The sequence below is a fragment of the Verrucomicrobium sp. BvORR106 genome (assembly GCF_000739655.1).
Taxonomy (GTDB): domain Bacteria; phylum Verrucomicrobiota; class Verrucomicrobiia; order Verrucomicrobiales; family Verrucomicrobiaceae; genus Verrucomicrobium.
Genome location: NZ_BATR01000124.1, coordinates 19,824 through 34,743 on the forward strand (window position 1 = coordinate 19,824; position 14,920 = coordinate 34,743).

Here is a 14,920-nt window from a genome sequence, read left to right on the forward strand (position 1 = left end):
TGATCATCCTCTGCGGGGGTACCCAGGGTCTCCGTCCACTTCGTGGCCTATGCCCCTGGGCTGGGCTCTGTGGGCCTTTCAGGCCCAAATCCTCTGAGGTGCCTCACTGAGGGCTGAGCCAGAGTGCGTTCCTTGGCGCCTATCCCAAACGCGCGCGGTTGGTCGGTTCTCCTCACGTCGACAACTACAGGGGCGCTGGGTGGATGGTGACCAAACACCAGTGAGTGAGATTGGAGGCGTGAGCCATCGGGGGGGGCGGTTGCGGAGGGCATTTGATGACTCCTTCCACGCGCCTCAGTCGAAGTTCTTCCTCGAAGAGGATGGGGCTACAAGCCCAACGTTGGCGAGCTTCCAGCGAGTCTACGTTGGGAGGCGTTCAACGATGATACTCAGGTGGGAAGGCCGACATCATCCGCTTTTACTCTCTCCATCTGCAACGCCTCCATGTCGCTTGAATGCGATGTTGCGCGAATGTTTGGTAACGCCTCGCGAGGCCGCCCGCTGACTGAGGTTCCCGGCAAGATGCCGGGAACAGCACGCAAGATGCGTGCGCTCCCCAAGCTTCCCAGTCACACCAGGTTCACTTTCTTCCGCCTCCGCCGCAACACCAGTGCCGACAGCCCTAGCGCCAGCAAGGCCGTGGAGGTGGGTTCAGGGGCGATGGTCACCACCAGACTGCCGCCGGTGGCGCCGTTCACCAGGGTTGAGATTTCATAGTACCAGTCTGAGTTGTACGCCGTCAGGTCAGGCAGGATCAGATTGGATCCGGTGCTGAAGCCGTTCAGCGTCAGCAACCCACTCCAATCAATCAGTGACCAGGTGGAGCCCACGGTGGGGGCGTAACCGCCGTCAAAGGTCAGTTCAATCTTGCTGTTGCTGCTGAGGGTCAGGGAGCCGGTGACCTGGATCTTGTCCGCCACTCCGGTCGAATCCACATTGAGGACGGCCACGGTGGAAGACGAGGTGGGGGCAAAGGTCAGCCCTTGGGCAAAGTTCAAAGTGCCGGCGGAGGTGCCGCCGTTGTCTCCTGGGCGAATCGTACCGAGGATGACCGTGGCCACGCCGCGGATGGTGCCAGTGCCTGCGAGGACGCTGCCTGCTCCGTTAACGGTGACGGCACCAGTGCCCGTGGTGCCAATGCCTGCCTTGCCAACCTGGAGGGTGCCGCCGCTCACGGTGGTCGTGCCAGTGTAGCTGTTTTGATAGGCGCTGCTGCTGCCGGTGGAACTGAGGGTGAGAATCCCAGTGCCCGTTTTAACGAGAGCGATGTTGCCTTCAATCATGCCCAGATAGTCTGTCATGGACGATTGATTGACCGTCAGGGTGCTTTGCGTGCTGGAGCTGTTGAAAATGCGCGCCTTGTCAGAAGCGGTCGCAATGGAGGTCACACCGGTGCTCTGCAGCGTCCCAATCGTCTGGTCGAAGCCGTTCATATCCAGTCCGGCGTAGTCGGTGGTGTTGCTGTTGGCCTGGTGCACGTCCAGAACCGTGGTGGTCGTGAGCGTATTGCTGGCCCCCAGCTTGAGGGTGCCGCGGATCAGCTCGGTCGTTCCATTGTAGGTGTTGGCTCCGGACAGCATGGTGTAAGAGGTTAGCCGGTGCGCAAAGTCGGCGTCCCCGCTGATTTGCAGCTTGTAGGTACTGGTGCCGTCATCGATGACGCCGGTGATGATGAGGATGCCGTTGTCCTGCGTGCCCACGCGGGCGTGATCTGTGAGTAGGATGTTCCCGGTCCAGGTGCCCGTTGCACCAGCCTCGACCTGAAGCGATCCACGATTGGACTGGGCGCCACCCGCCATTTGGGAGGTGCCACCGATGCTGAGGGATTCTCCCGTCACCGTCACACCATTTTGCAGGCGCAGGATGCCGGAGTTCACCCCGGAGGCTGCGACGACCGTGCCCGCGCTGTTTGAACCCAGCGCCGTATTGGACCCCACCACGAGGAGGGCATTGGCCGAAACGGTGGTGATGCCCGTGTAGGTGTTATTTCCTGTCAGCGTCAAGGCGCCGGTACCGTTTTTGGTGAGAGATCCGGTGCCAGCGATCACTCCGGAATACGTGGTGTTAAATGTTTGCGTATCGAGGGTGCCGCCCGCAGCTCCCAAAGTCACACCTCGTGCGCTATTCAGCGTGAAGGCAGCTCCCCAGCGGAGAGTGCCGCCATTGAGCGTGATGTTGTCGGCCTGCGTGATTCCAGGCAAGACTCCCAAACTGCCATCCGCCGCAGCGGTGAGGATGCCGCCCTGAATGTAAGTTTTGCCCGTGTAGGTGTTGGCCGTGCTGTTGAGGATGAGCGTGCCGGTCCCTGTCTTGATGAGGCTGACGGACCCGGCATCGTTGTCGATGATCGAAGAGTTGATCGTGATGGAATTGCCGGTAGCGGCGTTGAAATTATTGATGATAAGCTCCCCGGCGGCGTTGGTTGCACCGCCCGCAGTGAGCCGGCCATCTCCAGCCGTGGTGCCGATGACCAGTGAGCTGGCCCCATTGGCAAGCAGGATGCCGCCTGAGGCCCCAAAGCGAAGGATGTCGGTGGTGCCTGGATCAATTGTGACCGTGCCGCCCGTGGCGCTTTGGGCGAGGGTGTTGATATCAAAGACGCCGCTGACTCCGCCGGTGAGGGTGATGTTGCCGCTGGTGCCGCCGTCCACGATCTTGACATTGCTGCCCGCCAGGCTGGTGATCACACCTCCCAGGCGGTTCACGGTGGCGTCAGGTGTGTAAGCCACGATGTTGCCCGAAGCATCGACCGAGGCGTAGTCGGTGCCATTCACGGTGGCCCAGCCGCCCAGAATGCCGTTGGTGTTGGTGCTCGTCGTGCGAATCCCGTTGGTGGCGTCCTGCGTGCCAGAGGGCAGCATGAAGTTCACGGTGGCGGTAGCACTCCGGGTGATGTTGCCCAAGCTCAGCAGAAAGGGATTGGCCGTGGCGTTGGCATTGAGCGCGATGGTGGAAGATCCGCCGGTGAGCGAGAGGCCATTGAAGGTCTGGGTGTTTACCGTGGAGGTCTTGCCCGTGAGCGTGAGCGTCGCGGCATTCAGCGTCAGTGCGCTGGTGCCCGCAATGATGTTGCTGGCCGGGGCCATGCTCGAGGAGAAGTTCAAAGTCAACCCACCGCCTTGAACCACGGTGGCACCGGTATAGGTGTTCGCTCCCGCGAGCGTCAGGGTCCCGTTGCCCACCTTGGTCAAACCGCCGGTGCCGGAGATGATGCCGCCATAGGTGGTGGAGGAGTTGTTTCCTCCGGTGGTGAGGGTGGCGCCGCCCAGGACGACATTGCCGCCGGTAGCACCGCCACCGGAGAGGGACGCGATGGTCTGGTTGAACCCGGCGAGATTGAGCCCGGCGCTGGCTACATCGAGCAAGGTGACTGCTGACTTGGCGGAAAAGGTATTCACAGCTCCGGCGGTTAGGATGCCTGCTTCAATGCGGGTAGCGCCGGAGTAGGTATTGGCCCCACTGAAGGTGATGCTGCCTGTCCCAGCCTTCGTGAAACCGTAGCCCAGGCCGCCATCGCTGATCGCATTGGTGAAGATGACCGATCCCGCTCCGGAGTTGGTGATGGTGCGGGTGCCCGTGAGCAGCACTGTGCCGGCAAACGTGAGGTTGTTGCTGCCTCCACCACCGGCAAAGATGGTGTTGGCATTGAAGACGATGGCATTGTGCAGGGTGATGCTGCCGCCGCTGGTGGGGCGCATCTGGCCTCCGTTGAAAGTGATAGTGCCGGTGCCGAACGGACCGCTCGTGATGACCCCGCCCGAGAAGACGGAACTGACAGTGGGCACCACGACCACGTTGCCGGAGATCACCGTGCCGCCGCTGTAGGTGCTGCCGTTGTTGCTGAAGGCGAGCGTTCCACTGCCATTGAGCGTGAGCGTGCCCACCTGGCCCGTCACGTTCGTGATGGCGCTGTTGACGAAGTTTGTCGCCCCGGTGTTGTTCATGATGGTGCCGCCATTGCTGCCAATGGCGATGCCCCGGTTCGCACTCAGCTGGATCTGCCCTGCCGAAGCGAAGGAGATCCCGCCGCCATTCAGGGTGATGTTGCCCACGCCAGCCGCAGCGGAGGCGGGTACCTTGCCCAACTGACCGCTCGTCGCAGTGCCTTCCGCTGTGAATTCGACCAAGCCTCCCGTGACGGTCAGGCTCGTGAAGGTGTTCAATCCGGGCAGAGTGAGTTTCCCAATGCCCGCCTTCGTAATGCTGGTGCCCGAAATGACTGAGGAAATAACCGCGTCGACATTGGTGGTGATCGTTGGATCGGTGCCGCTCAGGGCGATGCTCCCGCCTGTGAGGGTATAGGTGCCGGAGGTGGTTGCGTTGAAGACGATGCCGTTGGCGATCACCGTACCGACGGCTACGGAACCTGCTACGCCGCTGGTGCCGCCGCCGAAGATGGCAATGCTGGTATTCGTGTTCGGCCAGACCAGATTGCCGCTGCCATCGAACCACACCGCGTTGCCTGCGTTGGTGTTCCATCCTGCACTCGTGCCGTCGGTGATGCCGTTGGCACTGTCGCCGTCGTCATCGTAGGTGTAGCTCGCCCCAGAGGAGGCGACTGTGGCGGTGAGGATGCTGAATCCGATCCAGGCGAGCAACTGGAGGTGCCGGGTCCGCTTGCAAAGCGGGCGGAGCGGCCGGGATGGCGAGGGGGCTGCAGTCGGGGGGCTGTAATGGGACATGGGGGAGCAAAGGGGGCGTTAATTGTACTTGTCCCCAGCTCCGATTGTCAGCACATGAAATGCGTCAGAAGGTCTTCATTGTGAGTTAAGTAGATAGGATTGGTGATAATCCGGTGAATGCACAATGCGAATACGAGAAGAGCCCCGCCTGTGAGTAAGGTGGGGCCTCATGTCGGGGGCGTCAGTCCTTTACAGATGCTCTGTCGATCAGGACGGAAGCAGGGTGGCCAGGTACCAGTGATTGCCAGCGGGATCCATCACGCCCCCGCTTCTCTCGCCATAAGGCATGTCGGTCGGTTCGTAGAGAGAGGTGCCGCCTGCGGCGATTGCCTTCTGGTAGGCGGCGTCGGTGTCCGGTACGTAGAGGTGCAGTCCTGCAGTCATCGGCTTCCATTGAGGATTGCCGTCGGCAAGTTCGATATTGGAGTCGCCGATCAGGAATCCTGCGTGGCGCACCTTTCCAGCATCGTCATGAACCAGAATCTTTTCCTTGGCGTCAAAGGCCTCAATGATGAACTGGATGAGACGGGCAGCGTCTGGGGCGATCAAATACGGAGTGATGGCGGAGAAGCCTTCAGGGCGGTAGGGAGTGCTCATGTTCCGATCGTACCCGGAAGCGCCGCTGGCGTATTGGAGAAAATTTACCCTTCGGGGCTGTCTGTGATCGCGACGTGGTTATGGTTTTCCGTTCGCAGTGCTCGATACTGCGTGGGAGATAGACCGCTGAACTGCTGAAAGTCCCGAATGAGGTGGGACTGGTCATAGTAGCCAGCGTCGAAGGCAAGCTCACACCAGTCCACTTCACGACGGACATGCACTCGTTGCAGGGTGTGTTGAAATCGCTGGATGCGACTGTAGAGCTTGGGTGTGATGCCCACCTGTCGGGTAAAGAGTTCAATGAACCGTCGCTGACTCAGGCCGCTGTCGTCTGCCAGATCCCGCACACGGACGGTCGCGGGGCGATGATGAACCTCCTCCAGCGCCGTTTGTACCGCAGGGTGGATCTCCCTCTGCCTGCCCCGGGCGATCACCTTGATCAGAGCGCGCTCCAGTACCTGCACGCGGCTGCGTGCATCGGGCAAGCCAGCCAACTCCTCCCAGAGAAACTGCGCCTGAGGTCCCCAAACATCGGCAGCGCTGAGATGAGCATCGCTGATCTCCGCGACGCCAAACCCCGGTAACACGTGCGCACCTCCCGGCTTGAAGGCCACACCCATGATCAAGGTCTGCTGGCTCGCATCGATCACCGAGAAGGAGCCCTGCACTCCAGAGAAGAGGGGGCCACGGTAGTGCTCAATTTGAAGGACGTCTTTCGGATCGTGGATGCGCAGGGCTTCATCATTCAGATTGATGATGAGATCCACCCGGCCCGTTGGCATGAGCTTCTCCAGCGCGAATGGCACAGGAGCACTTTCATAGTGCCAGATCATCTCCACCCACTGGCAGAGGGGTGGGCGCGGTGCGTGGCAGAGGAGTTTCATGACGCGGCCGTGGTGATCCCGCTACGGACGGTCGCCACGGAAAGATTGCAAGGGCGGGTTTGGGAAATGGGGGCCGACCACCCACGGAGTGAGACGCGTATTGCCAGTGTGAACGCCGCATTCAAGCCCGATGAAGCAGACGAGGGATGGCCCTTGTTTGAGCCGGTGAAGTGGGTGGCTTCCGTGGAGCCTCCGCGTGGATCGGCCGCGCGTCAGGAGCTGTTGCAGGAGGGGCTGGAGATCGTGCCCAAGAGTTTTGGGGAACTCCACATCCGCTGCCGCCGGAACTTGCAGCGGGCCCGGGTGGTTCCCCGTGGTACTGGCGAGTAGTCGGAGGAGAACAGGGGATTGCAACGATCCGCCCGCACGGTGAGTCAAATAGGACATGCAAAGGTGCAGGACAGAGTGCCGGATGGCGCGAAGTTTCTGATTCCTGTCACGCACCGTCTGCCTCCGTGCCCATGAAGTTCCTCCCACCCATACTCCTGCTCCTGCTGGTCACTGCCGCCGCGCGAGGCGAGGGAAAGGTCAAGTTCAACCGGGACATCCGTCCCATCATGTCGGACACGTGTTTTCACTGTCATGGTCCAGACAAAAGCTCGCGCAAAGGGGGCCTGCGGCTCGACATTCGGGAGGAGGCGCTCAAGCCAGGCAAGAGTGGAGCCATCCCCATTGTCCCTGGGGATGCGGACAAGAGCGAAATCATCAAGCGGATCTTCACCAGTGATCATGACGATCTCATGCCGCCAGAAGAGGCTCACAAGGAGCTGACCCCGGAGCAAAAAGCGACCTTCAAGCAATGGGTGGCGGAGGGGGCAGTGTACGAGGCACACTGGGCCTACACTCCGTTGGTGCGGCCCGCCGTTCCCGGTACTGACGCCCAGGCCAAAGGGGCGAAGGCCATCGATGCCTTCATTCAGGCCGAACTGACCTCAAAGAACATTCAACCCTCGGCCGAGTCGGATCGCCGCACGCTGCTGCGGAGATTGAGCCTGGACCTCACTGGCCTGCCGCCGACACCAGAGGAGCTTGAGGCCTTCGTCAAAGATGCGGCACCTGATGCCTACGCCCGACAGGTGGAGCGCCTGCTCAAGTCTCCCCACTATGGCGAGCGCATGGCGGTCTGGTGGCTGGATGTGGCCAGGTTCACCGATACCGTCGGCTACCACGGCGATCAGAATCAGCGGATCTTCCCGTACCGCGATTATGTCATCGACGCGTTCAACCAGAACAAGCGTTTTGACCAGTTTACCATTGAGCAACTGGCAGGGGATCTCTTGCCGAATCCGACCAAGGAACAGCTCGTGGCGACAGGTTTCAACCGGCTGAACATGATGACGCGGGAGGGCGGGGCCCAGCCCAAGGAGTACCTGAGCAAGTACGGGGCGGAACGCGTGCGGACGGTGGGTGGAGCCTGGATGGGGGCCACCCTCGGCTGCAGCGAGTGCCATGACCACAAGTTCGATCCCTTTACTGCAAAGGACTTCTACGCCATGCAGGCTTTCTTTGCGGACGTGAAGCAGTGGGGCGTCTATTCGGACTATGGTTATTCCCCCAATCCCGAACTCAAAGGCTGGAACAACGAGTATCCCTTTCCGCCTGAGATCGAGGTGACCAGCCCCTATCTGAAGCAGCGCAGCGAATCCCTGAGAAAGCGCATGCTGACGCTTGCGGCTGGGGAACTGAAGCAACCAGCAATTCAGCAGGCATTTCAGACATGGCGGAGCGAGGCGGAGAAGTTCTTGAACGAGCATGAGGATGGCTGGCTTACCGTTCCGCCAACCGTGAGCGTGTCTGCCGCACCTGCCGGCAAGAAGGGGGTGGCAGTGCCTGCCGAATCAAAGAAGGAGATCCCATCGCCGCTCGTGGACGCAGAGGGCTGGATCAGCGCGAGTTCGAAAGCGGCAGACAACTCCCGTCTGGAGTTGAGCCCAGGTATCGTGACCGTGGCCGCAGTACGACTCCAGTTGCGTCCTCACGGTGCGGTAGCTTCCATCCTGCGGAGCGGGGGTGAGGGGAGCGCCATGTTCAAGGTGACTGTCGCGGTCGAGCGGCAGGGCGTGGAGAAGGAGCAGGGGCTGGCGATTGCCTATGCAGACGCAGATTTCCAGGATCCCCGGTATAGCAGTACCGTGCAGGTCTTGAACCTCAAGGAGGGTTGGAAGACGGCCTCTTCCCGCTGGAACTCTCCGCAGCAATCTGTGTGGCAGCTTGATCGCCCTGTGTCGCTCAAGGAAGGTGATCGGCTGGTGGTGAAGCTGGATGCCAACAGCGCGGCCAGCTATCCGGTGCAAGTCTCGCCCCTGGCCCCGGTGAAACCCAGTGCTCCAGAGGGTGTTGCATCCGTGAAAGATGACCTGGCTTCGCCAGATGTCCCAGCGCGCCTGGCTGAGACGTTTCTACGTTCCGCCCCGATTGAGCCGGGAGCCGCGATGGCAGAGTATCGCCAGTTGTTCAGCCAGTGGCTGGATTGCCGGGAAGGCAAGACGTGGACGATGGTCACGCAAGCCATGCCACCGCTGACGGTGAAAGTCCTGCCTCGTGGGAATTGGATGGATGAGACCGGCGAGGTCACTCCGCCAGCAGTGCCGGAGTTTCTCCCCGCCTCCTTTCGAGCGGGTGCCAACTCGCCTCGTGCGTCCCGAATGGATCTGGCCAAGTGGCTCTGTTCCCCGGACAATCCGCTCACCCCTCGGGCCTTTGTGAACCGTCTCTGGAAGCAGTTCTTTGGGAACGGTCTTTCCATCGTGGTGGATGACCTGGGAGCTCAAGGCGAACCCCCCAGCCATCCGGAGCTGCTTGACTGGCTCGCGTCCGAGTTCCGGGACAGTGGATGGGATGTGAAACACGTCATTCGTCTGATGGTGCTTTCCCACACCTACCGCCAGAGGTCCAGTCTCCGGCCGGAGTTGAGGGACGTCGATCCGAATAACCGGCTGCTGGCTTCCCAGAATCCCCGCCGGCTCGATGCCGAGTTCGTGCGTGACAACGCGCTCTTCATCGCCGGTCGCCTGAATCTGGATCTGGGCGGCCCCAGCGTGAAGCCCTACCAGCCGGACGGGTACTATGAAAACCTCCAGTTTCCGGACCGGAACTATCTCGCGGAGTCGGATGACCGCCAGTGGCGACGTGGGGTGTACATGCACTGGCAGCGCACCTTCCTGCACCCGATGCTGGCCAACTTCGATGCGCCCATGCGCGACGAGTGCACCGCCAACCGTACTCTGTCGAATACTCCGCAACAGGCTCTGACCTTGTTGAACGATCCCACCTTCGTGGAAGCCGCCCGGGTCTTTGCGGAACGCTTGTTGAAGCTGGACGTTGCGGGCGACGATGCCCGGCTCAATGCCGCGATGGAACTGGCCGCAGGGCGGGCGTTGAATGGTGAGGAACGGTCTTCGTTGACTTATTTCCTCAATTCACAACGGGAGCAGTTCAAGGCTGCGCCGGAAGATGCCGCGAAAGTAGTGAAGGCAGGGATTTCGCCTGCGGTGGCAGGCCTGGACACCGTTGAGTTGGCCGCGTGGAGTTCTGTCGCACGTGTGGTGCTGAATCTACAGGAAACGATTACGAGGTACTGAGCGGCAAAACTTCAAACTTCAAATACCAAACTTCATGGAACTTCCAATTCATGCAGATGAAGACGATTGGTCAGTCTTGGAGCCTGCTGAGCTTGCAAACTCTCTGGATGATGAATCCTTCTCGTTGAGGGAAGAGGGGGAACAGTATGCTGTCGCCAAGCGACCGTTTGATCTCGAAGAGCGAACCACTCTATTCGGAGCCGCGTCGGTTCGATTCTGCAAAAAGGTGCCCGTTTGTCCGACCAACAATCGGTTGATTGATCAACTGGTTGGTTCGGCCACAAGTGTGGGTGCCAACTATATGGAGGCCAGTGAAAGGGTCTCCAAGAAGGATTTCGTCTTCATCATCAGTCGTTGTGTGAAAGAGGCTAAGGAGGCCCGTTTTTTCCTTAGAATGATTGCAGTTTCAGAGCCCGGTCTGGCTTCTGAAGCTAGAGCCCTCTACAAGGAAGCCAGCGAGTTGCTTTTGATCCTCGCCAAGATTCGACGCGTCGCCACGGGCAGTATCTGAGTTGAAGTTTGGCATTTGAATTTTGAAGTTTTTCCCCTTCCCCCATGTCCTCGTTATTCCTACACTCCGCGTCCCGCCTGCAACGTCGCGCCTTCCTGCAGCAATCCGCTTACGGACTCGGCGGTATGGCGCTGGCTGGCTTGCTTGAGCAATCGTATGCGGGTTCCTCCGCAGAACGCTGGCGCGGAGCGGTGCTCAAGCCCCACGCCCCCATCAAGGCCCGGCGGGTCATCCATCTCTGTATGGCGGGCGGCCCCTCGCATCTGGAGACGTTTGACTGGAAACCGGTGCTGAAGGACCTCGATGGCAAGGCCTTTCCCGATTCCTTCACCAAAGGCCAGCAGTTGGCCCAGCTTCAAGGAGCCGAGTTGAAGGCAAGGGGAGCATTCTGCAACTTCACCAAACACGGACAGACGGGCAATGAGATCTCAGATCTCTTCCCTCACATGGCCGGAGTGGCGGATGAACTTTGCATCATCCGCTCCATGCAGACGGAGCAGATCAATCATGACACGGCGCATGCCTTCATGAACAGCGGCTCCATTATCAAGGGGCGTCCGAGTATGGGCTCCTGGCTGCTCTACGGATTGGGGTGCGAGACGGAGGAGTTGCCGGGGTTTGTGGTGCTAACATCTGCTGGAAAGTCCGGGCAGCAACCCATCTCCGCCAGACAGTGGTCCAGTGGATTTCTGGCCAGCAAGTTTCAGGGCATTCTGTTCAATTCCAAAGGGGACGCGGTGCACTATCTGGGAAGTCCGGAAGGTGTCTGCCAGAGCACCCAGCGGCAGGTGGTGGAGGAGATCCAGCGCATGAATGGTCTGCTGGGTGAACAGCGGGTGGATCCGGAGATCCAGACCCGCATTGCCCAGTACGAGATGGCGTTTCGAATGCAGTCCTCTGTGCCTGAACTCACGGACATGAAGAGTGAGCCGAAGGAGGTGCTGGAAATGTACGGGGTCAAGGAACCGGGTGATGGTTCCTTTGCCAGCAACTGCCTGCTCGCCCGACGGATGGCCGAGCGGGGTGTGCGGATGATCCAGCTCTATCATCGTGCCTGGGATCATCACGGCGGCATTGTGGATGGGATGAAAAGCGCCGCCCAAGATGTGGACCAAGCTAGCGCTGCGCTGATCAAAGACCTCAAACAACGGGGTCTGCTGGATGATACGCTCGTTCTCTGGGGCGGGGAATTCGGCCGCACCCCCATGGGCCAGGGTTCAGGTCGCGATCACCACATTCTCGCTTTCAGCGTGGCCATGGCGGGCGGCGGAGTGAAGCCGGGTACTTATGGGACGACGGATGAACTGGGCTACCGCGCGGTGGAGAATGTCGTGCCTGTGCACGATCTGCACGCCACCATGCTGCACCTGCTGGGCATTGATCACAAACGCATGACCGTGAAGTTCCAGGGGCTCGACATGCGGCTCACCGGAGTCGCCGGGAACGTGGTGAAGGGCATCATCGCCTAGCTCCGGGAGACAAGAAAAATCAGACCACGTGTCCTAACCGGGCCGGGCAGTGCCATTGAGACCTGAGACCATGCCAACGACCGTCACATGCTTGCAATCGTTGCTGCTTCAGATCCTGCCTTTGCTGGTTGGAGTTGGCGGTGTGACGGCGGCCGCTCCGGCGAAGGTGCAGTTCAACAGAGATATCCGTCCGCTGCTGAGCGAGAACTGCTTCTACTGTCACGGCCCGGATTCGGCCACGCGGGAGGCGGGGCTGCGACTGGACAAGCGGGAGGATGCCATCAAAGAGGGAGCCATCATCCCTGGCGATGCTTCGAAGGGTACGCTCATGGAGCGCATCTTCACGCATGATGTCGATGACGCCATGCCTCCGCCGAAAAGCAATCGGCATCTGAGCGATGCGGATCGTGCGCTCTTGAAGCGGTGGATTGAGGAGGGGGCGGAGTATGAAGCGCACTGGTCCTTCGTGCCGATCAAGGGTGAACAGTTGTCCAAGCTTGGCCAAAGTGGTGCCACCGCCATTGATGCGGTGGTGACAGCTGGTCTTGCGGGCAAGAATCTGCAACTGCAGCCAGAAGCCTCCCGTGAAACTCTGATCCGTAGAGTGAGTTTTGACATCACAGGATTGCCACCCAGTGCGGCGGATGTGGAGGCTTTCGTGAAGGACCCGAGTCCAGATGCCTATGAACGGCTGGTGGATCGACTGCTGCAGTCTCCTCACTATGGCGAACGCATGGCGGTGGACTGGCTGGATGTATCGCGCTACTCCGACAGCTATGGCTTCCAGGTGGATCGTGAGCGGGAGGTCTGGCCGTGGCGGGACTGGGTGATCAAATCCTACAATGACAACTTGCCCTTTGATCAGTTTGTCACCTGGCAGATCGCAGGGGACCTGCTCCCCAAGGCGACTGACGAGCAGATCCTGGCTACCGCCTTTAACCGGTTGCATCAGCAGGAGTCAGAGGGAGGCAGTGTGGAGGAGGAGTACCGGGTGGAGTATGTCGCCGATCGCATTCAGACGTTCTCCACTGCGTTCCTTGGGCTGACCATGGAGTGCGCCCGCTGTCACGATCACAAGTACGATCCCATCACGCACAAAGACTACTACTCGCTGTTCGCCTTCTTCCAGAACATCGATGAAGCAGGACTCTACTCCTACTTCACCCCGTCGCAACCCACGCCCACGCTGGCGCTGGTGGATGGCGCGACCAAGGAGCGCTTGAGTGCTGCCCGGCGCAAAGTGGATGGGCTGAAGGAAGATGGCACCTATCTGGCGTTGAGCCTGGAAAACGGGTTCAAGAACTGGTGGCAGTTCCAGGAGGGCGCAGTGACGGTGAAAGGGGAAGTGGCCCGTTTTGACCTGGATCATCTGGAGGGAGGCAAGTCTCCCAATGCCCTGGATGAGAAGGGGGGCGCAGTGGTTAAAGGAGCCAATGATTTTACGGAAGGACGTCACGGGAAAGCGCTCAAGTTCACCGGAGATGATCCTATGGATCTGGCTCTGGGGAACTACAACCGACACGAACCGTTTAGCATTTCCCTGTGGCTGAAGACACCCGATCGTAAAGAGCGCGCGGTGGTGTTGCATCGTTCCCAGGCTTCCACTGATGCGGCAAGTCGCGGGTATGAACTGCTGATCGAAGACGGCCGACTCAAGTGGTCCCTCATTCATTTCTGGCCGGGGAATGCGGCTTCGGTGCGGTCGAAGGCAGAAGTGCCTCTGAACCAGTGGACCCATGTGACTGTCAGCAATGACGGCTCCAGCGCTGCTGCGGGGCTCGAGCTGTACATCAACGGAAAACCTGCAGAGGTGGAGGTGATTCGCGACGCGTTGACCAAGGGCATCACGGGCGGCGGTCACGACAACATCTCGCTCGGGGAACGCTTCCGTGACCGGGGCTTCAAGGGCGGCGCGGTGGATGAAGTCCGGATCTTCAATCACGAAGTGACGGCCTTGGAAGCACTGTCGATCTTCGATCCGGAGGCTCCGAAAAAGGAGCTTCAGAATGAGAAGATCTGGCGGGAGCATTTCCTTGCAACTGCGGATGATACCTGGAGCCAGCATCAGGTTGCCTTGCAGGCGGCACGGGCCGAGTTCTATGATCTCCAAGATGGGACCAGAGAGATCATGGTCATGAAGGAGCTTCCTGAGCCGAAGAAGGCGTATGTGCTGTTCCGCGGAGAATACACCCAACGTCGGGATGAAGTCACTGCCAACACACCCGAAGCGTTGCCGCCGATTCCCGCAGGGCAGCCGAAGAACCGATTGGGGTTGGCCCATTGGCTGACCAGTCGGGAGAATCCGCTGCTGGCGAGAGTTACCGTGAACCGGATGTGGCAGGGGCTGTTCGGCAGGGGACTCGTCAAGACGTCCGAGGACTTCGGGAGTCAGGGGGAACGCCCCTTGTATCCTGAACTGCTGGACTGGCTCTCCTGGCATTTCATGGAGTCGGGCTGGGACGTGAAGGGCCTCATGAAGACGATGGTCATGTCCCGCACCTACCGGCAGCAAAGCATGGCCAGCCCAGAGGTGATGACCGACGATCCCGACAACCAATGGCTGGCACGTGGACCGCGCTTCCGGCTTCCGGCGGAGATGATTCGTGACAACGCCCTGTTTGCAAGCGGCCTGCTTGCTCCCCAGGTGGGTGGTCCTCCAGTGAATCCCTATGAAATGGAAGAAGCCTTCAAGCCCGCCAAACCTTCAGCAGGGCAGGGAGTGTACCGTCGCAGTCTTTACACCACCTGGCGTCGCACCAGTCCGCCTCCCGCCATGATCGCCTTCGATGCGCCACGTCGGGCCGTGTGTTCCGCCAAGCGTGAGCGTACCGATTCACCGCTCCAGGCCCTCATTCTGCTGAACGGCACCCAGTATGTGGAAGCCGCGCGGATGTTGGGTGCAAAGTTGCACAGAGAGCAGGGCGGGAGCGTCGAGGGGATGGTGGAGGCTGGCTTCTTGGCCTGTCTGGGAAGGAAGCCAGACGCCCGCGAGCGGGAAGTCTGTGGTCAGCTCTACCAGGAAGAGCTGGAGGCTTATCGGAAACAACCTGATCTGGCAGCCCTGCTTCTGAATGCAGGCGCTGCGGAAAAAGACACTTCCATTCCCGATCCCGAGGCGGCTGCCGCCACGGTGCTCGCGCAAGTCCTGTTGAACCATGACGTGTGTGTGGTGAAGCGATAGCCCCTTTTCACTCCG

8 protein-coding genes are annotated in these 14,920 nt (G+C 60.1%); 5 read left to right on the plus strand and 3 right to left on the minus strand.

Annotation, left to right across the window (positions count from 1 at the left end; translation table 11 throughout):
• Positions 1-569: 569 nt before the first annotated feature.
• The 3 genes from BV106_RS23130 to BV106_RS23140 all read right to left on the minus strand — a co-directional run bounded on the left by BV106_RS23130 (position 570) and on the right by BV106_RS23140 (position 6,163).
• Positions 570-4,682, minus strand: a complete 4,113-nt coding sequence (locus BV106_RS23130; protein WP_081892142.1) for an autotransporter-associated beta strand repeat-containing protein — start codon at positions 4,680-4,682, stop codon at positions 570-572.
• A gap of 207 nt (positions 4,683-4,889) precedes the next feature.
• Complete coding sequence (locus BV106_RS23135; RefSeq protein WP_038168744.1) at positions 4,890-5,279, minus strand: VOC family protein; 390 nt, start codon at positions 5,277-5,279, stop codon at positions 4,890-4,892.
• Between the two features lie 44 nt (positions 5,280-5,323).
• Positions 5,324-6,163: a helix-turn-helix domain-containing protein gene (locus BV106_RS23140; protein WP_081892144.1), complete on the minus strand. Its 840-nt coding sequence runs from the start codon at positions 6,161-6,163 to the stop codon at positions 5,324-5,326.
• A gap of 108 nt (positions 6,164-6,271) precedes the next feature.
• Between BV106_RS23140 and BV106_RS23145 the strand changes: the two genes are divergently transcribed.
• The 5 genes from BV106_RS23145 to BV106_RS23165 all read left to right on the plus strand — a co-directional run bounded on the left by BV106_RS23145 (position 6,272) and on the right by BV106_RS23165 (position 14,905).
• On the plus strand, positions 6,272-6,493 hold the full coding sequence (locus BV106_RS23145) for a hypothetical protein (protein WP_265595995.1): 222 nt from the start codon (positions 6,272-6,274) through the stop codon (positions 6,491-6,493).
• A 131-nt stretch (positions 6,494-6,624) separates the two neighbouring features.
• Positions 6,625-9,744, plus strand: a complete 3,120-nt coding sequence (locus BV106_RS23150; RefSeq protein ID WP_038168748.1) for a PSD1 and planctomycete cytochrome C domain-containing protein — start codon at positions 6,625-6,627, stop codon at positions 9,742-9,744.
• 34 nt (positions 9,745-9,778) lie between these two features.
• Entirely contained in the window at positions 9,779-10,255 is a 477-nt protein-coding gene (locus tag BV106_RS23155) for a four helix bundle protein (RefSeq protein WP_081892146.1), read from the plus strand.
• A 44-nt stretch (positions 10,256-10,299) separates the two neighbouring features.
• Complete coding sequence (locus BV106_RS23160; RefSeq protein WP_038168750.1) at positions 10,300-11,724, plus strand: DUF1501 domain-containing protein; 1,425 nt, start codon at positions 10,300-10,302, stop codon at positions 11,722-11,724.
• Between the two features lie 70 nt (positions 11,725-11,794).
• Complete coding sequence (locus BV106_RS23165) at positions 11,795-14,905, plus strand: DUF1553 domain-containing protein (protein WP_038168753.1); 3,111 nt, start codon at positions 11,795-11,797, stop codon at positions 14,903-14,905.
• The last annotated feature ends 15 nt before the right edge of the window (positions 14,906-14,920 follow it).